The following is a 17,854-nucleotide window of genomic DNA, read 5'->3' as shown; positions in this document are numbered from 1 at the left end:
AAACGAATCTTCTCACTTTTGACTTTCTGATAAAACCTTATCTAATTTTTCCTGTAGGGCTACTAATTCCCAGCCTTCGATTTCTTTTAGTTCATGATTGGTCACTGCCAGCCCCTCATATTCGAGTCCGCAGTTCTGGCAAAAGCGACTCATCACGTAGTCCAGCATTTCAATTTCTTTGCTAGGCTGAGAACCTTGCAGGAGGAAAAACACCTTTTTGCCCTTGAGTGCTTCCTGCGGCTCATGCACATCAGCTACTCGGTCCAACAGAGTTTTTAGCAAGCCTGAAAAAGACCACCAATAAATAGGACTGGTAAAGACCAGTACATCAGCCTGACTCAGCTGCTCATAGACTTGAAAGAACTGGTCGTTTTCTGCTGACTGGCCATATTGCTCAATGTGGTAGTCCACTAATTGAAGGGCCTCATAATCTCTATCCCGCAGAAAAAAATGCCCCAACTTAAAACTATTACCATTCCTATTCGGGCTGGCGTTTACCAAATAAATCATAGCTTCTCTTCTCCTCTATTCTTTAAAGAGGGCAGCAAACAATGCTAGACCCTGCTATTTATTCTGACTTTTCCATATCTTCTTTCATTTCTTCCATATTAAACTTAGCAAAGAGATACTTGCGATCTTGTACTGGGAAACGCTGATCCAGCTGGTCTACAGCACCCAACTCGACGACACCTTCCTTGATGACAAAGTCCATGACGTGTCCGCCAAAAGTCAGATCATCCGATACAAAATGCAGATGATAGCCTGCTAGACTAACCCCGTGGAAAATCTCAGGCGTCCAGATACCAACGATGGTGCCTGTGACATTTTCCTTACGATACTCAGGCTGATTGACCGCTACTTCTGCAAACTTCCGCTCTGTCGTAGACTTGGGAATCATCCGAACATGCATGCGGGCGAAATCGCCGTGAATCTTGATAGAGCGGAAAAGATTTTCCCCATCATAGTAAGACTCAATCCGCTTCTCCAACTCCTTGTCATCCATCTCAAAGCGCTGACGGAAAATGACCTCCGCCTGATGAGGAACAACGGCCGCGTAAGGTACTGTCATATCTGGTGACACCTCAACCACTTCTGGCACTTCTCCAGAGCCCTTTGCCTGATAAGCCTTACCATTAAGAACAATGAGCTCACCATCAATAGAGTCCAATGTCCCCAAGCCCAAATCTCCATACTGCAGCAACTCCCCAACAGTCATACTGCCGTCGTAAAGACCAGCCATCAAGGCTCCCAAAGTATTATATTGAAATAATTTGATTGGTTCTGCCATTCTTTTTCCTTAATCTTTCTCTTCCTAAAAATATTATTGCCCATCCAGCTAACCTTTTTTCATCTTTATTACATTGGCTTACTGAATTTCTACGCCAATCATTATACCATAAATCTCGGGAAATGGCTGATCGAGTGCTTTTATAAGCTTTCATAAAGCTCCTGCATACTCCCATCATCAGGTATCAATCTCAGGTAAGAAGCAGCAGCCCTTTTAGCTTCTTCAAATCGGCCTAGTTCTCGTAAAAGATAGACATACTGCTCCAGAAACTCTGGATTGTCTTGCAATTCGCGAGCCAGTTGATCATAGAGTTCTTCTGCTTTTTCCAGATTTTCCAAAGCCTGATAAGCACGCGCCAGATTCCAGCGGGTCAAGGCGTTATCGACTTCTTGCTCAGCAAATTCTAAAATATCCTCATAGCGTTCCTGCTCCAAGTAAAGAGTAGTCAGTCGCAAGGCAATCTCTTCCAAATCATCCGCATCTTCCTGAGCCTGCAAAAGATAATTTTCAGCAGCTTTCTCATCATGAAGTTCATAAGAAAGCTGTGAGGCTAAAAGCAAGAGTCGAGTCTCAAAAGGATTCTTAGCCAAGCCCTGCTGGGCAAGAGTCAAGGCTTCAGCCGTCCGATGCTCCGCATGAAGAGACAGGGCATAGCCATATTCGTAGCCTTCAAAATCCGGTGACAGAGTATCCAGTTGCTTGAAATAAAGATTGGCCTTCTGGTATTCTTCCTGGTCCGCTAATATAGTTGCTAGCTCATAAACCGCAGCATCATCGTATTCCAGCTCAACCGCTTTCTCCAAAAACTCAATGGCCGCTACAAATTTTCCAAGGCTGGCATAACAGACCCCAATCCGCTGATAAGTTGAGACGCCTGTCTGCTCAAAGATTGTACGATTGTCCAGCTGGGCGTATTCCTTAATCGCCTGTGAAAAATCCCCCAGCTCCAAATCTATCTCAGCCAGACCAAAGATTACCAAAGGCTCATCAGTCAGCTCTGCTGCCTGAGCCAGTTTCTCACGAGCTACATCAGGAAGCCCCTCTAGCTGATAGAGATCAGCCTTAGCCAAGAGAGCAGCAACATACCAGTCACTGTCTGGCTGAATCTCCTCCAGATAGGCAAATGCCTGCTCCAACTCTCCATCATCACTGGCAATAGCTGCCAAGCTGATATAAGAAGCCGGATAGTCAGGAGCCAACTTTTCAAAAATACGCTTGGCCTGAGGGAAAAAGCCGATACTCTCTAAGTAATCGGCCAAATCCAATAATTCTTCTTCGCTGTCTGTAATCAGGGCTTGCTCGAAATAGCGATCAGCCAGAGCTAGGTCCTGCTCCTGTAAAGCTGCCAACATTTGCTCACTCTTGCTCACTGATTTCTCCTTCTTGTTCAAAATCGGCTTCGTAGAGGCCACTTACTTTCTGATACCACTTAAAGATGGCCGCAATAGCTACCTTAGCCGAAGCATAGGCGGGAATTCCCAGGAAAACGCCCCAAATCCCAAACATGGTGCCAGAAGTCAACAATACGAATAAAATCGTAATTGGATGAATGCTGAGCTGACTGCCCAAGACCAGGGGAGAAACAAAACGCCCCTCGATTGTCTGCTCAACGATGAAAACAACAATGACCTTAGCCAGCATCACTGGACCGCCAGCAATCAAACCGATGGCCAGAGCTGGAAGCATAGCCAAAAAGCTGCCCAGATAAGGTACCAGATTGAGAACTCCCGCAATTACTCCAAGAGTGACACCATAGCGCAGACCAATAATCTTGAAGAAAACGATAAACATCAGAGCTACAATGATAGCAACCGTCACCTGACCGCGCACATAGTTGGCCAGCTGGCTGTTGATATCCGTCATCACTTGACCAAAGGAAGCGCGGAATTTAGTTGGCAGAAACTGGGTCACATAGCCTTTCAGATTTTTCCCGTCTCTCAGCAGATAAAAAAGGATAAAGGGCATGATGATAATAGCCACGATAATCTGCGAAGTTGTACTGATTAAGTTCCCCGCCCAATTAACTGCTCTAGATGAAAAATTGCTGGCCCAATCGGTAATCTGGCTAGATAGATTGCTAGTGTATTCTTCAATCTGCGGCTTAAAATCTGCCGAAATATACTTAGTCACAACATCGTCGATGAACTTGTCAGCCTGCTTCAGATAAGCCGGAACATTTCTGACAAAGGCCATGACCTGATGCTGCAAACTAGGAATAGCAACAGCCAAGCCCCAGATAATCAAAAAAGCAATTAAGACAAAGACAATGGTAATAGCAACCAGTCGATTAATCTTATGCTTTTCCATCCAGTCGACGATGGGATTTAACAGATAATAAAGCAGGCCAGCTAAAATAACCGGCAACATGATTACTCCCAAAAATTCGATGACTGGGCTAAAAATAAAACTGATTTTACTAAGTATAAAAATATTCAGTCCCATCAAAAGGGTTACTAAAAATACTGTAATGGCCTTGTTATCTAAAAACCATTTAAAAAACCAAGATAGACTAAAATCTTTTTCTTTGTGCTCCATATTCTCCTCCTTTGACTTGTCATTTCATTGTAACATTTTTCGGAGAAAAATTCTCTGCTCAGCTATAGGGAAAAGCAAAAAAAGAGAGGAGCCAGAAAACTTGTATTTTTCGCAAAATACAGCTTCTGACTTCCCTCTTCGGTTCCTGCAAGGCCAGCTAGAATGCAAGGTTATTTCTCGACAGTTGGCAGATAAATGCTAAAGCGCATTTTCCGACCATCAACGGCTTCAAACTGGTAACGAAGACCATGCTTGTCCAAAATCTGCTGAACGATAAAGAGTCCCAGGCCAGTCCCGCCATCCTTGCGATTGCGACTGTAGTCTGGCCGATAGAAAGGCTGAAAAATCTGCTGAATTTGATCTTTGTTTAAGACTCGTTCTGCCTCATTTTCGATGACTAGCTTACGCTCTTCCAGCCTGAGTAGAATCTGTCCGCCTTCTACTGTATAATGAAAGGCATTGTCCAGAAGATTCTTGATAGCCTTAAGCAGATAGGTGCGGTTCCCCTTGACCTTCGCTTCTGCCAGCTCAACTTGAAAATGGTAGTGTCTGACATCTGCTAAAACTCTATAGGTGCTCAGATTCTCCTCCAAGACCTGCTTGAGTGAAAAGACTTCCTGTTCTGTTTCAGTCTTCATCTCCAGTTTAGAAATGGCTAAGATAGATTGGACTAACTCCGACTGCTCCTCTAGAATTTCTCGGCACTTCTGCAAGTACTTGTCTCGATCCTTGAACTCTCCTACTCCATAGATCATGCCATCAACCATCCCCATCATGCTGGTAATGGGTGTCTTGAGCTCATGCGATGTCATCCGCAGAAACTCAGCCTTTTCCCGCTCGCTTTCTGCTACCTTTTCATTTTCCAGGCGCAGAGCCTCGATACTGGTCAGTAGATTAGCATAGAGATGATTGATGTCTTGAGCCAGTTCGGCAATCTCATCACGCCCCTTGACCTGACAGGTCACATCTGGAGCCAGACTCGTCATTTGACGGGTGCTCTTAGAGATAGCTTTGATTCGCTGACTGGAAGTCCGGCTGTAGAGATAGGCAGCCAGACCACCCAAACTCAGAGATACGATCAAGACAAATGGATAGAGATTGAGCAAAATCCGACTTGCATCAGAAACCGGCTGTAAGGAATATTCCCCTCTCAGGACAACTTCTTTACCATCTGAAGTTCGAAAGCTTTCTGATAAACTCTTGCTCTCATAGTCGCTGTTGGCAATCGTTGGAACGATGGCCAACTGCAAAGAGCTTTCATCGCCAGCTTCGAGTGAAGGATAGAGAATCGTATTGTCTTTGGCCAGCAAGGTAAACCAAATCAGATTGCTCTTTTTACTATAATCGCTCAAGAGCTCGCCGATTTGCTGACTGGACTTTCCTTTGACTTGCTTGGAAACTTGGTCAAATTCTCTCTTAGCTTCTCCACTCTTAACCTGCTGATAATACACCGGCATGGCAAAGTAAAGACTGGCTAGAACGATAGTCACTACCACGAAAATGATGGACGAGGTCAAGAGAAAGTTCTTTTTGACAATTTTCACTTGTCTTCTCCTCCAAGCTGGTAGCCCATACCTGTAATGGTTTTCAGCGGCACACCAGGAATCTTTTTGCGGATATTCTTGATATGATTATCCAGTACCCGACTATCCAGCTCGCTGTAGCCCCAAATGGTATTCATCAGCTGATCTCGGGTCACCAAATGCCCCTTCCTCTTAGCCAGAGTCTGCAAGATTTCATATTCTTTCTTGGTCAGAGGCATCTTCTCACCCTGCCAGTAAACCGTGCAGTCATCAATAGAAACCGTCAGGTCGCCAACAGCAATCTCTGAAGCAACCGTATTTCTGCGCAGAATATTCTCAATCCGTTTGACCAAGATTAGCGGTGAAAAAGGCTTGGTTACATAATCACTGATGAGATGGTTAAAGCTGACCAGCTGGGTATACTCGTCATCAAGTGCTGTCAAAATCATGACCGGAATCTGAGAAGTCTTGCGGATTTCCTTCAGTACTTCCAGACCGCTCTTGGTCGGCAACATCATATCTAAGATGACCAGATCAAAGGGCTCTTCTTCAAAAGCCTGCAAAGCATCGCCACCATCAAATACTGGCCTCACCTCATACTGACTTTCCTTTAAAAACTCGCAAATCACTTGATTAATCGTCGTATCATCTTCCACCACTAGAATCTTGTGCATACTTAGATTTTTCTCCTTTACCTATTCAAATCGCAGGGCTTCGATCGGATCCAGCTTGGATGCTTTCACAGCTGGCAGGAGCCCAAATACTACTCCTATTATACAACAAAAGAGCAAACTTACAAAGACAGAAAAGAGGGATAAAATATACGGATAGGCTAGAGACTGGGTGATGGCAAAGCCTGAGGCGATACCAGCCACCACGCCAATAATTCCTCCCATCAGAGTCAGGATAACTGCCTCAATAAGGAACTGCTTGAGAATGATCTTCCGCCGAGCTCCCAGAGCCTTTTTAATCCCGATTTCACGAGTCCGCTCTGTCACTGAAACCAGCATGATATTCATAACACCGATACCTCCGACTAGGAGGGAGATACTGGCAATACCTGCTAGCAAGACGAAGTTAGACTTGTTGAGATTGTCCAGCTGCCGTTCAAATTCCTGCAGGTTGAGCACACCAAACATATAGTCTGACGGTGGCATTTGCTGATTGAGATAATCACTGACCTTCTTGGCCACCTTCTTCAAATCATCAGCCTTGTGGGTTTGGACAGTCACTTCTGGACTGACATTAATGGTATCAAAAATCCGATGCCACTGCTGCAGGGGAATATAGGCCACCTTTTCTGCACCAGCTGTTAAACCACTCTGCTCTGTGGACTCAAATACACCAATAACCTTAAAGGGATTGCCCAAGACTTCCACATACTTGCCGATACCATCCCCCTTTGGAAAAAGACTGTCATAAAGTGACTTTTCCAGATAGGTCACCTGCTCTTGATTTTTAAAGGCTTCTGAGTCAAATCCTTCACCATCCAGCAGACGTTGCTGCTTGATGTCAGCGGCTGTCTGCGAAACAGCCTGAATCTTCCCAGATGACTTTTGGCTCAGGTAGTAAATCTTCTCATCTGTACCGTAGGTCAGCAGAGCATTCTTGACCCCGGAGATTTCCTTAATCTTGCTTAATACATCCTCTCCCATAAAGGGAATATAAGAAGGCTTCTGAGCTTGAGATTTCTCTGGGATGGTCGGATCGATGGCGCTTTTCTTGTCATAGACGACCTTGATTGTGTTATTATTCCCGCCGATGAGCTGACGCTTGGTATTCTCCGTATTTCCCTCAATGATAGAAAAGATAGCGATGATAGCGCCTATCCCGATGATAATCCCCAACATGGTCAGCATAGAGCGCATTTTATGCGACAAGATTGAATTCAGAGCTACAAAAATATCTTCCATACAGCTTCCTTTCTATCCTATCGCTTTGCTCTCTATATTACCGTCCCGCAGGATAACCGTCTGCTTGCAGAGTTGGGCTACTTCCGGCTCATGGGTAATGATAACAATGGTTTTGCCCTCATCATTAAATTGCTTGAAAAGGTCCATAATCTGCACACTGGTCTTGGTATCCAGGGCCCCCGTTGGTTCGTCACCAAGGATGAAGCTGGGATTAGTTACCAAGGCTCGTGCAATGGCTACCCGCTGCTTCTGACCACCGGACAGCTCCATAGGCTTAAAATCACTTCTTTCTTCCAGCCCGACCAATCGCAACATTTCCAGTGCCCGCTCCCGTCTCTCCTTTTTAGGAATTTTCATGTAAGTTAGAGGCAGTTCCACATTTTGACAGGCCGTCAGCTTGGGCATGAGGTTAAAATTTTGAAAAACAAAGCCAATCTTCTGATTACGCAAATCGGACAGCTGATTGTCGGACAGTTCAGACACATCGGTTCCTTCAATATGATAAGTTCCTGAACTTGCCTTATCCAGACAGCCGATAATGTTCATCAGAGTGGACTTACCAGATCCAGACGGTCCCATGATAGCTAGAAAATCCCCCTCTTTCACATGCAGATCAATCCCTTTTAAAATTGGAAATTCCTGACTGCCCTGCTGATAAGATTTATGGATATCCTTAAGCTTTAACATGCTGTCCTACCTCCATCCCTTCTTCCATACCTGCTCTCGGTGTTGAAATGGTATCCTGCATAGTCAGACCTTCTGTAATCTCTACTAAACGGTCAGAAACTTTCTTGGTCTTGACTTCCTGCAATTTCAGAGTCTTGCCCTCTACCTTCCAGACATAGGTCTTGCCATTTTTACTGAAAGTATATGCCTTATTGACGACTACCTTTCCTGCCTCAGGAGCATTCTCCACGATGTTGACATAGGAATGGGAGCCCACCAGTGGCATTTCGCCACCCTGATCCAGCTCAACTGTATAAGGATACTTACCTTGGTTGGGATTTTCCTGTTGCTTATTCCCACCATTATTATTGGAAGTATTTTCTGCTGTCAGACTGCCGACCTGAGTTACCGTACCACTCCAGCGTTTCTTAGGATCCTTGCGATCCACCACTTCCACTTTCTGGCCGACACTCAGCTTTTCACGGTCAAATTCACTGACAGTACCTTTGACCAGAGTTTTGGACTTGTCCATAATCTCAATAAAGTTTTCTTCTTCCTTTTTGGCCTTGGACTGATTGGGCAAATCTTCATTCATAGAGGTAATTGTTCCTGCTGTATCGGCAGTCACAGTATCATACTTCATCCGGTCTGATTCTGTCTGGGCTGTCACTTGGGCCTTTTCAGCCTCAATCTGAGCTGTCGTCACTTCACTATCCGCAGTCTTAGCATCGCTCAACGCCTGAGCCAGCTCGTCTTCAGCTGACTTTATCTGCTCCAGCAATGACTCATCCTGACTGGAATTGTATTTGTCCTTGAGTGAGTTTAAGCTGGCCAACTTGCGATTATAGGTTTCCCATTTAATCGCAGCGCTGTTTTGAGCGGCTGTAATGCCATTTGCCTTGGACTGGGCATCATATTGAGCCGACTGGGCTGTCAATTGCTGCTCTGTCGCATAGGAAAAGAGCGGCTGTCCTTGTGTAACGGTATCACCATTTTTGACAAATACTTCCTTGACTTCCCCTTTAGACGGGTCAATCTTGACCTTACTGCTATTGTTGGCAACTACTTCCCCAGATAAAACCAGGCTTGTTTTTTTACTGTTATTGACAGCTTCTTGGACTGTCAGCGAATCAATCGTCTTATCAACCATTTTCATGGCCTGTTGTTGATTGATCTGTCTAAAATACAGATAGCCTCCCAGCCCAGCACAAGCAAGAATGACCGTGCTGCCCAATAGAATGGTCTTACGATTCATTTTTTTTCTTCGAAACATATTGCCTCCAACCTACATGTTTTAACCTTTATTCTGCTTCTGAGCTAGATCCTGATCCATCTTCTGGAATTTCCTCGCCATCTGCTGGGATTTGAATAACATTTCCATCAGGCATTGTGTATTCAGTCACTTCTTTGCCATCGACTGTCTTGGTCTTCTTGTCAACAGCATCCTTCTGGAAGTCCACTTGTTTCCCGTCCTTAATTTCTGAGTTATCTGCTTCTTTATTTCCGCATGCGGCTAAAAAGAATCCTGACATTCCGATAAGAGCAACTAGCATAGCAATTTTTTTAACGTTCATTTGATTTCTCCTTTGTTTTAGCAAGCAGGAAGTTTGTTGTTTCCTGACAGTAATTGTTTTTTTGAACAATTCTATTCTAACAAAGCCATCTATCCCCTTCCTACCCACTATCTGTTTTTTATCTATTTTTTCAAAAACAATACTTTTCTGTTGAAAATCAGGCAAATCCTCTGCTCTAAGCCCTATCTTCTGCTTTTATGATATAATAGTAGCAAGTAATCTAAATATATAAGAGGTAATGTCATGACACAAACGGTTTACTTTGGAACCTATACTCGCAGAGATTCCAAGGGAATTTACAAGGCAGATTTTAATTCTAACAAAGGAACTTTAGAAAACTTGACCTTGGTTGCTGAAGAGCCTAGTCCAACCTATCTAGCCTTTGATAAGGCTGGGCATCTCTATTCTGTCGGAGCAAAGGACGGACAGGGGGGGATTGCAGCCCTTGACCAGGCAGGTCAGCTCCTCAACCATGTTGTTGAAGAGGGAGCTCCGCTTTGCTATGTCGCAGTCGACGAAGAGCGTGACTTGGTTTACGGTGCCAATTATCATAAGGGGCAAGTCTTGGTCTACAAACGCCTGACTGATGGCAGACTTGAACTAGCTGACTCAGCTACTCACCAAGGTCAAGGATCACATGCCAACCAAGCTTCAGCCCATGTCCACTACGCAGACCTTACACCAGATCAATACCTGATCACCTGCGACTTGGGAACTGATGAAGTAACCACTTATGATGTTGCTGAAGATGGAAAGATTACCCCTCTGGATACCTACAAATGTGCTGCTGGAGCTGGTGCCCGCCATATCGTTTTCCACCATCATTATAAAATCGCCTATTTGATCTGTGAACTTAATTCTACTATTGAAGTCCTGATTTACGATGGAGTCGGCCATTTTGAACACCTGCAAACTGTCTCCACCTTGCCAGAGGATTTTGAAGGCGCCAATGGAACAGCCGCTATCCGTCTGTCTGCTGATGGCAAGTTTCTCTACGGTTCCAACCGCGGTCATGACTCTCTTGCCGTTTACAAAATCTTAGCTGACGGCAGCTTGGAGTTAATCCAGATTGTACCTACCAATGGTCAAAATCCGCGGGATTTCAACATCACACCAGATCAATACCATATCATCGCCGTCCATCAAGACTCTGATAATGCAACCATCTTCAAACGCGATGCAGAGAGTGGAAAATTAACAGAAATCTCCCACGATTTCTACGTTCCCGAAGCTGTTTGTGTGACCTTTAAATAAGCAGAATTCTTGTCTTTCTATTAGAAATTTGATTAAATAATATAAAAAATTATCAAGGAGCAACAACCATGAATCCAGTAGATTTATTTAATCAAGCAAAAGAAATGATTGAAAAGAAAGACTTTGATGGTGCTAAAAAGTTTATCGAAGAAAACAAAGACAAACTCGGTGAATACCTAGATCAAGCTAAAAAATTAGTAGCTGGAAATGAAATGGCTAGTGACGCTATTGATAAATTTAAAGGTTTGTTCGACAACTAAGAAAACAAAAACGCTTGATTTTTCAAGCGTTTTTTGTGTATCATTTTTTATACAATTAATGGTAAGAAAATTTGTGCTAAGCCTAGAAAAGCTAGATAACCTAACACATCTGTTGCCGTGGTAATGAAAATGGTCGAGGCGAGAGCCGGATCCTGCTGCAGTGTCTTGATAATCAGTGGTACAAAGTAACCAAATAGAGCACCACATGCTAAATTAATCATCATAGCCAATACCACAATAACAGACAGATAGAAATTTTGATAGAAGACAAACATGACAATCGCTGCAATCAAACCAGTAAAGAAGCCATTAACCAAAGCTAGCACGATTTCTTTGAATACTAAATTCCGATCTTCTTTCAGATCCAGTTTCCCCAAAGCAATTCCCTGGATAACCAAAGCAAGTGTCTGAGAGGCAGAATTTCCGCCCATTCCTGTGATAATAGGACTAATCGCTGCTAATGCTACAACTTTTGAAATCGTATCATCAAAAAGTGCCACTGTCGCAGAAGCTAGAAAGGCTGTCACTAGGTTAATCATCAACCAAGGTAAGCGTTTCTTGAGTGATTCTTTGAAAGGTCCTCCAATTTCTTCACTTTCTTGGACACCCCCCATCCGCAAGATATCTTCTTGATACTCTTCTTGCAAAACATCGACGATATCATCAATTGTGATGATTCCTAGCAATACCTGCCGATGATTGACGACCGGTACAACAGATAAATTATATTTGGCAGAAAGCTGTGCCACTTCCTCTTGGTCAACCTCTGGCGTTACACTCACTATCTGAGTATTCATAAATTCACTGAGTTTCATCTCCGCATCATGAATAAACAAATCACGAATATCAATCCAGCCAACTAGCGAATGATGCACATTTCTAATAAATAAGGTATCAATAACTTCCGTATTGGGCGAAATCTCCCTCAATTTATTGAGAGTTGCTGAGACGGTCAGATTTTCATTTAAGGTGATGAATTCTGTCGTCATCAGACCACCAGCTGTCTGAGGATCGTAAGCCAACATAGCTTTCAAATTCTCTTGACTGGCATTTTTCATCATACTTAAGTATTGCTTACGCAAGTCCACACTCAAGTAACCCAAAATATCTACTACATCATCATCTGGCATAAGATGAAAAAGAGTGCTGGTACGTTTGAAAGAAATCGATTGGATAATCTGTCGTTGCAACTCCGGCTCGGCTTCTTTTAAAATCTCTACCAATTGATCATCACTAGCCATTTCTGTAAAGGTTTTGAGAAGATTCCCTTCCTCATCCTCCAAGGCCTCCAAAGAAAGAGCAATATCAATGGGATAGTAATCGTCAAATATCTGATTGAAAACTTCACTATCCTGTGATAGTAAGACCTGATTTAATAATTCTTCCATTGTACTCCTCCTTCCACTTTGCTAGTATACCATAAAAGACTGATTTTGATACAAGAAAGCTATAAAATCTTCAATAAATCACTCACTTTTTCAAGCATGTAGTCACAAGGAAACGCAGGGATTACTTGATTATATTTTCCTTASCAAAAGCTATCATCTTGTCCCCCAATTTTTCAAGGGAAAGAGCATGACCAGCCCTACACAGTACTTCTAGGCAATTTTCTAGGAAAAGATGATAAATCTCCCTCTTATCAATTAGGGTTGATCCTAAATCAAAAATATCCATTGTTATATCTTTACACATCAAAAAAGCTAGGACTAAGTCCTAGCTCCTCTTATAGGTTGTTAGATTATTTTTTCAAGTTATAGAAAGCTTGAAGACCTTTGTATTGAGCAACTTCACCAAGTTGATCTTCGATACGAAGCAATTGGTTGTATTTAGCAATACGGTCTGTACGTGAAAGTGAACCAGTCTTGATTTGACCTGCGTTAGTTGCAACTGCGATGTCAGCGATTGTTGAATCTTCAGTTTCACCTGAACGGTGTGATACAACTGCAGTGTAACCAGCTTCTTTAGCCATTTCAATAGCTTCAAAAGTTTCAGTAAGAGTACCGATTTGGTTAACTTTGATAAGGATTGAGTTAGCAGCACCTTCTTTGATACCACGTGCAAGGTAGTCAGTGTTTGTTACGAAGAAGTCGTCACCAACAAGTTGTACTTTCTTACCAAGACGTTCAGTAAGAGCTTTCCAACCTTCCCAGTCATTTTCATCCATACCATCTTCGATAGTGATGATTGGGTATTTGTTAACCAACTCTTCAAGGTAGTCGATTTGCTCTGCAGATGTACGAACAGCAGCGCCTTCACCTTCAAATTTAGTGTAGTCGTATACTTTACGTTCTTTATCGTAGAATTCTGATGATGCACAGTCAAATCCGATAAATACATCTTTACCTGGAACATAACCAGCAGCTTCGATAGCAGCGATGATAGTTTCTACACCATCTTCAGTTCCTTCAAAACGAGGAGCGAATCCACCTTCGTCACCAACGGCAGTTTCCAAACCACGAGATTTAAGGATTTTCTTAAGAGCGTGGAAGATTTCAGCACCGTAACGAAGAGCTTCTTTGAATGTTGGAGCACCAACTGGCAAGATCATGAACTCTTGGAATGCGATTGGAGCATCTGAGTGAGATCCACCGTTGATGATGTTCATCATTGGAGTCGGAAGAACTTTAGTGTTGAATCCGCCAAGGTAGCTGTAAAGAGGGATTTCAAGGTAGTCAGCAGCAGCACGAGCTACAGCGATAGACACACCAAGGATTGCGTTTGCACCCAATTTACCTTTGTTAGGAGTACCGTCCAAGGCGATCATTGCACGGTCGATAGCTTGTTGGTCACGAACATCGTAACCGATAATAGCTTCAGCGATAACGTTGTTTACATTATCAACTGCTTTTTGTGTACCAAGACCACCGTAACGAGATTTGTCGCCATCACGAAGTTCAACCGCTTCGTGCTCACCTGTAGAAGCTCCTGAAGGAACCATACCACGTCCGAAAGCACCTGATTCAGTATAAACTTCTACTTCAAGTGTTGGGTTACCGCGTGAGTCTAGGACTTCGCGAGCGTAAACATCAGTAATAATTGACATTTCTTACTCTCCTTATTATTTAAAATTATTTACTAGTCTATGATACCTCAAAAACGCTTTTTTTTCAAGGAAAAATAGAGAATCTAAGCAAATTTGAGAAATATTGCACAAGAAAACGATTCCAAATTTACAATATAAATGCTTTTCCAGCAAATCAGAAAGAAGATTCGACCTTTTAGAATTTCTCCTTTTATGGTACAATTTTATTATGACTGATATTAATAAAGTAATCATGGAAAAAGCTCAGGGCGGAGTCAAGCTCAATCCTGATGAACAGCGTAGATTTTTAGGGACTTTTGAGGAGCGAGTACTGGCTTCCTGCACTATTGAACAAGCCAACGGCTCTCTTATACGTACGCATTTCAAGGAAATACTCAATAGCATCATGAAAAAATGCCAACCGGTAATTGTCAAAATTTCCCCAGAAGTCGAGTCTGGCAATCAAATCTTTTATCTAAAAACCTCCAAGGAACTAGGCTGCGAAGCCACTATCGTCTCAAGTGATTACCAGGCTTCTCCTTTTGGCCTGATTGTCCATAGCGACCATCTTGTCCAAGTAGATGACAAGGATATGAGCCAACAGTTTGCTAGTCTCCTTCAGCCAGCAGAAAAACCAGCAAAAGAAAAGCGTTCCCTCTGGAAAAAATGGTTCGGATAAGATGACAAATTTAGAAAAACTTTTTGCCTTCTTTGAAGCAGAAAATCAGCGCGATTGGCAAACCTATCAGACCTTTCTTTCTGATCACGTTAGCTGGGAATTACAGGATGACACAATCGAAATCATCAAAGGTAAAGCAGACTACTTGACTAATATTCAAAAAGTCTACCATAACAACCCCGTTCAGTTTCGTTGTACTTATTATCAGCTTAGTCCTGACCAGAATCGGATTGTGACTCTTTTAGAAAATGACTTTGGTGACCTGTCTTGTGACATCTTCTTCTTTGAAAAGGGCATGATAGTCAAAGAAATTGAATACCTACTAAAAAAAGCGGACTAACCGCTTTTTTTCATTTTTAGTACATTGCCAATATTTCTGGCCGTGCGAATCAAATTTTGCTCCGCCTGCTCTAGAATCCTATCCAAACTATCTGCTCGCGCAATGATCGGAAAATCTGCCTGGATATTCTCAACTGGGAAATCCGGTAAATCATCAGCCAGGCTACCACAAATCGCCAGTACAGGAATGCCTTCTGGTGTTCGTCTGGCGACCCCGACCGGTGCCTTGCCCGCCAGAGACTGACGGTCCATCCGTCCTTCGCCCACGACGACCAAGTCCGCTTTTTTGACTCTTTCATCAAAATCCAGTAAGTCTAGACAGGTTTCAATACCCGAAACAATTTTTCCTCCGGCAAAAGCAACCAGTCCTGCAGCCATTCCGCCTCCGGCCCCAGCTCCATCCATATCAATCACCTGAGGATTGACCAACTGATAGAAATCAGCCATGGCTTTATCCACTTGAGAGAATAATAAGGGAGCTAGACCTTTCTGTCCTCCGAAAACAGTTGTCGCACCGCGCACTCCGCATAGAGGATTGTCTACATCCGTCAAAATCTCAATCTCAACTTCTTGCAAGTAAGCAGGAACCTGCTCAGCAGATATCCGGGCAACCTTTTCTAAAGACGAGCCAATGGGGCGCAATCTATGGTTATCCGCATCGAAAAATTCATAGCCTAGGCCCGCTGCCAATCCAATCCCACCGTCGTTACTGGCCGAACCTCCAACGCCAACTAAAATCTTTCTGACACCGTCTTCAGCCAGATGAAAAATTAATTCCCCCAATCCTTTGGTCTCTATGGCCAAGGGATTTCGTTTTTCCTCCGGAATAGAGGCGAGCCCGACCAAATCAGCCATTTCAAAAAGCGCTTGCTGACCATTTCTGGCGTAGGGCATTTTTACTGGCTGGCCAAAGGGTCCGGTCACAGTGTGGTAAAATTCAGCCCAGCCCAAGGCTACTGTCAGCGCAGCCATTGTCCCCTCGCCACCGTCACCAACCGGCAGCAAGTCAAAGCTGGCATCTGGCAAGGCCTGAGAAAATCCTGTCTGAAGAGCTTGAGCAACCTGAGCCGCTGACAAACTTTCCTTGAAAGAATCCGGTGCAATTAGAATATGCATACCTCTCTCCTATACTTTTCTATTGTCTAAAAGATCAATGACCCGATAGAGATTACATTCTTGAATCTGATAAGGAGCCTGCTCTCGCACAATTGGCTTGGCTATAAAGGCAATTCCTATTCCTGCTGCCTGAATCATAGGCAGATCATTGGCGCCGTCCCCCATAGCAATCGTTTGATTTAATTCCAACTTATTTTCAGCCGCCCATGCTTTTAGCATGGCGAGCTTGGTATCCTTAGTGACAATCTCTCCTAAGACTCGGCCTGTCAAAAAGCCATGTTGAATTTCCAAACGATTTGCCTTGACGTAGTCAATTCCAAGCTGCTCAGCCAGTCTGTCCACCGTCTCATGAAAACCACCTGACACCAAGCCTACTTTATAGCCACGTTTATGCAGCTCATCGACCAGTTCCTCGGCTCCCGGAGTGAAGTGAATCCTTTCAGCAATTTGAGTAAAAATATCCTCTGGCAGACCTTTTAAAAGGGCGACCCGCTCACGTAAAGCAGCTTCAAAGTCCAACTCTCCTCGCATGGCGCGCTCTGTAATAGTCGCAACCTGAGCTCCTACACCCGCCTCCTCTCCTAGCAGGTCAATCCCCTCTTCCATGATTAAGGTGCTGTCTACATCCATGACTAACAAGCCTTTGACTGTTTTCATCTCTTACTCCTTCCCAATTATTGATTAGCCATCTTATTGTTTAAATATCATTAAATCTATTTGAACAACCTTATCCTTCGATTTCATTTGGATTGAAATCCCATAGATTGTTCCACTAGAGTGTTTTATTCTTATTCGACAGGTAGTACCCTCTCGCATATCATACTTGTTTTTGAGATGTTTAAAGAGCTCAGAGTGATTTTCTGGCTGGTAGATAATATCAYGAAGCTCTGTTTCTGCACTCTTAAAAGTCTCTTTCACATCTAAGGATTCAAAATRATTTCTTTGAACAACTAAGTTAAGAATCTCTTCATCAAATAAAGGACTTATCTCTGAGCTGTAAKTTAGTTTGCCGTTAGAATAAGTAACRGGAACAGTCTCTTCTTTATCACCGATTGTTATTGTGTAATCACCCTTAATATCAGCTTGAGTAATATCTAAATCCACTGAATATTTTTTGACTTCGTCTCCATGCTCTATATAAACAYGACTTATGTAACCCTTTAATCCAGTAAAATCCTTTTTCTCTTGCTCTAAAAACTTAAACATTGGCACAAAAGTGCCTTCAAAATCATACTGTTCTCTTGTTCTGTTTTTTGGAAWAGTATAATCATCTAAACGCCAGCCATTTAATGATGCTGCAGTTATAAGACCTATCAATGAAGTTATGACCCATAAAATAATTTTTATTTTTCTCATGTATACTTTACTCTAACATCTAAAAGTTTGCTTTATTTCATTTCTACTCTACCATAAAAATAAATGGGAAGCTGACTATTTTCCTTTCGCTAAATAAATTGCAGTACTGATTTGTATCACTTTTTCTTTAGATTCTAAACTTAGTAGGACATCATATCTATCATAATACGCATACCCAATACTAACTGAAAGTTTCGTGTCTGATGGCAGGTTATACTTTTCCACCATTTTTTTATATAACTCTGATTGTTCTTCTGGTTTGTAGATAATATCATGAAGCTCTGTTTCTGCACTCTTAAAAGTCTCTTTCACATCTAAGGATTCAAAAT

20 protein-coding genes and 2 pseudogenes are annotated in these 17,854 nt (G+C 42.9%); 4 read left to right on the top strand and 18 right to left on the bottom strand.

What is annotated here, in order from left to right; all coding sequences use genetic code 11:
- Nucleotides 1-12: 12 nt before the first annotated feature.
- The 12 genes and pseudogenes from K4H96_RS04890 to K4H96_RS12325 form a co-directional block, all read right to left on the bottom strand.
- Nucleotides 13-510, bottom strand: coding sequence for a flavodoxin family protein (locus K4H96_RS04890; RefSeq protein WP_125401514.1), 498 nt, complete (start codon nt 508-510; stop codon nt 13-15).
- A 58-nt stretch (nt 511-568) separates the two neighbouring features.
- Nucleotides 569-1,288 (bottom strand): acetolactate decarboxylase, encoded by a 720-nt coding sequence (gene budA, locus K4H96_RS04885; RefSeq protein WP_125377488.1) that lies wholly within the window; start codon nt 1,286-1,288, stop codon nt 569-571.
- Nucleotides 1,257-1,442: a hypothetical protein gene (locus K4H96_RS04880; protein ID WP_223336714.1), complete on the bottom strand. Its 186-nt coding sequence runs from the start codon at nt 1,440-1,442 to the stop codon at nt 1,257-1,259. The genes budA and K4H96_RS04880 overlap by 32 nt, the downstream gene beginning before the upstream one ends.
- Nucleotides 1,429-2,658, bottom strand: a complete 1,230-nt coding sequence (locus K4H96_RS04875) for a tetratricopeptide repeat protein (RefSeq protein WP_223336713.1) — start codon at nt 2,656-2,658, stop codon at nt 1,429-1,431. The genes K4H96_RS04880 and K4H96_RS04875 overlap by 14 nt, the downstream gene beginning before the upstream one ends.
- Nucleotides 2,645-3,823 (bottom strand): AI-2E family transporter, encoded by a 1,179-nt coding sequence (locus tag K4H96_RS04870; protein WP_002910029.1) that lies wholly within the window; start codon nt 3,821-3,823, stop codon nt 2,645-2,647. The genes K4H96_RS04875 and K4H96_RS04870 overlap by 14 nt, the downstream gene beginning before the upstream one ends.
- 170 nt (nt 3,824-3,993) lie before the next feature.
- Nucleotides 3,994-5,367, bottom strand: coding sequence for a sensor histidine kinase (locus K4H96_RS04865; protein WP_223336712.1), 1,374 nt, complete (start codon nt 5,365-5,367; stop codon nt 3,994-3,996).
- Nucleotides 5,364-6,020, bottom strand: coding sequence for a response regulator transcription factor (locus K4H96_RS04860; protein WP_002897805.1), 657 nt, complete (start codon nt 6,018-6,020; stop codon nt 5,364-5,366). The genes K4H96_RS04865 and K4H96_RS04860 overlap by 4 nt, the downstream gene beginning before the upstream one ends.
- Before the next feature lie 21 nt (nt 6,021-6,041).
- The gene (locus K4H96_RS04855) at nt 6,042-7,196 is read right to left on the bottom strand and encodes an ABC transporter permease (RefSeq protein ID WP_404969028.1); all 1,155 of its coding nucleotides are present in this window, start codon (nt 7,194-7,196) and stop codon (nt 6,042-6,044) included.
- 75 nt (nt 7,197-7,271) lie between these two features.
- Nucleotides 7,272-7,946, bottom strand: a complete 675-nt coding sequence (locus tag K4H96_RS04850) for an ABC transporter ATP-binding protein (protein ID WP_002895848.1) — start codon at nt 7,944-7,946, stop codon at nt 7,272-7,274.
- Nucleotides 7,933-9,198, bottom strand: a complete 1,266-nt coding sequence (locus K4H96_RS04845; protein ID WP_223336710.1) for an efflux RND transporter periplasmic adaptor subunit — start codon at nt 9,196-9,198, stop codon at nt 7,933-7,935. Before K4H96_RS04845 ends, K4H96_RS04850 begins: the two co-directional genes overlap by 14 nt.
- A gap of 28 nt (nt 9,199-9,226) precedes the next feature.
- Nucleotides 9,227-9,499, bottom strand: a complete 273-nt coding sequence (locus tag K4H96_RS04840) for a YgdI/YgdR family lipoprotein (protein WP_002895853.1) — start codon at nt 9,497-9,499, stop codon at nt 9,227-9,229.
- A pseudogene (locus K4H96_RS12325) lies at nt 9,496-9,664 on the bottom strand (preprotein translocase). The gene K4H96_RS04840 and the pseudogene K4H96_RS12325 overlap by 4 nt, the downstream one beginning before the upstream one ends.
- 78 nt (nt 9,665-9,742) lie before the next feature.
- Here K4H96_RS12325 and K4H96_RS04835 point away from each other — a divergent pair.
- Nucleotides 9,743-10,753 (top strand): lactonase family protein, encoded by a 1,011-nt coding sequence (locus K4H96_RS04835; protein ID WP_061592792.1) that lies wholly within the window; start codon nt 9,743-9,745, stop codon nt 10,751-10,753.
- Nucleotides 10,754-10,821: 68 nt separating this feature from the next.
- Nucleotides 10,822-11,013 (top strand): hypothetical protein, encoded by a 192-nt coding sequence (locus K4H96_RS04830; RefSeq protein WP_061592791.1) that lies wholly within the window; start codon nt 10,822-10,824, stop codon nt 11,011-11,013.
- A 47-nt stretch (nt 11,014-11,060) separates the two neighbouring features.
- On the opposite strand, the gene mgtE is transcribed toward K4H96_RS04830, so the two are convergent.
- On the bottom strand, nt 11,061-12,401 hold the full coding sequence (gene mgtE, locus K4H96_RS04825) for a magnesium transporter (RefSeq protein ID WP_061592790.1): 1,341 nt from the start codon (nt 12,399-12,401) through the stop codon (nt 11,061-11,063).
- A 350-nt stretch (nt 12,402-12,751) separates the two neighbouring features.
- Nucleotides 12,752-14,056 carry a surface-displayed alpha-enolase gene (gene eno, locus K4H96_RS04820; protein ID WP_002904241.1) on the bottom strand — a complete coding sequence of 435 codons (1,305 nt, stop codon included), beginning with the start codon at nt 14,054-14,056 and terminating at the stop codon, nt 12,752-12,754.
- Nucleotides 14,057-14,264: 208 nt separating this feature from the next.
- On the opposite strand from eno, the gene K4H96_RS04815 reads away from it, so the two are divergent.
- Complete coding sequence (locus K4H96_RS04815; RefSeq protein ID WP_061592788.1) at nt 14,265-14,714, top strand: DUF1694 domain-containing protein; 450 nt, start codon at nt 14,265-14,267, stop codon at nt 14,712-14,714.
- Nucleotide 14,715: 1 nt separating this feature from the next.
- The gene (locus tag K4H96_RS04810) at nt 14,716-15,054 is read left to right on the top strand and encodes a nuclear transport factor 2 family protein (protein WP_061592787.1); all 339 of its coding nucleotides are present in this window, start codon (nt 14,716-14,718) and stop codon (nt 15,052-15,054) included.
- Here the strand turns inward: K4H96_RS04810 and K4H96_RS04805 are convergent.
- The 4 genes and pseudogenes from K4H96_RS04805 to K4H96_RS04790 all read right to left on the bottom strand — a co-directional run.
- Nucleotides 15,051-16,169 carry a glycerate kinase gene (locus K4H96_RS04805; protein WP_061592786.1) on the bottom strand — a complete coding sequence of 373 codons (1,119 nt, stop codon included), beginning with the start codon at nt 16,167-16,169 and terminating at the stop codon, nt 15,051-15,053. The two genes, K4H96_RS04810 and K4H96_RS04805, sit on opposite strands and share 4 nt — an antisense overlap.
- Before the next feature lie 9 nt (nt 16,170-16,178).
- Complete coding sequence (gene serB, locus K4H96_RS04800; protein ID WP_061592785.1) at nt 16,179-16,826, bottom strand: phosphoserine phosphatase SerB; 648 nt, start codon at nt 16,824-16,826, stop codon at nt 16,179-16,181.
- 33 nt (nt 16,827-16,859) lie between these two features.
- Complete coding sequence (locus tag K4H96_RS04795) at nt 16,860-17,525, bottom strand: hypothetical protein (RefSeq protein ID WP_227956385.1); 666 nt, start codon at nt 17,523-17,525, stop codon at nt 16,860-16,862.
- A gap of 75 nt (nt 17,526-17,600) precedes the next feature.
- Nucleotides 17,601-17,854 (bottom strand): annotated as a pseudogene (locus K4H96_RS04790) (hypothetical protein); the annotation flags it as partial.

Source organism: Streptococcus sanguinis, from assembly GCF_020729765.1.
GTDB lineage: Bacteria > Bacillota > Bacilli > Lactobacillales > Streptococcaceae > Streptococcus > Streptococcus sanguinis_Q.
Note: the sequence above shows the minus strand (reverse complement) of the source record. Positions and strands in the feature narration are given on the sequence as shown.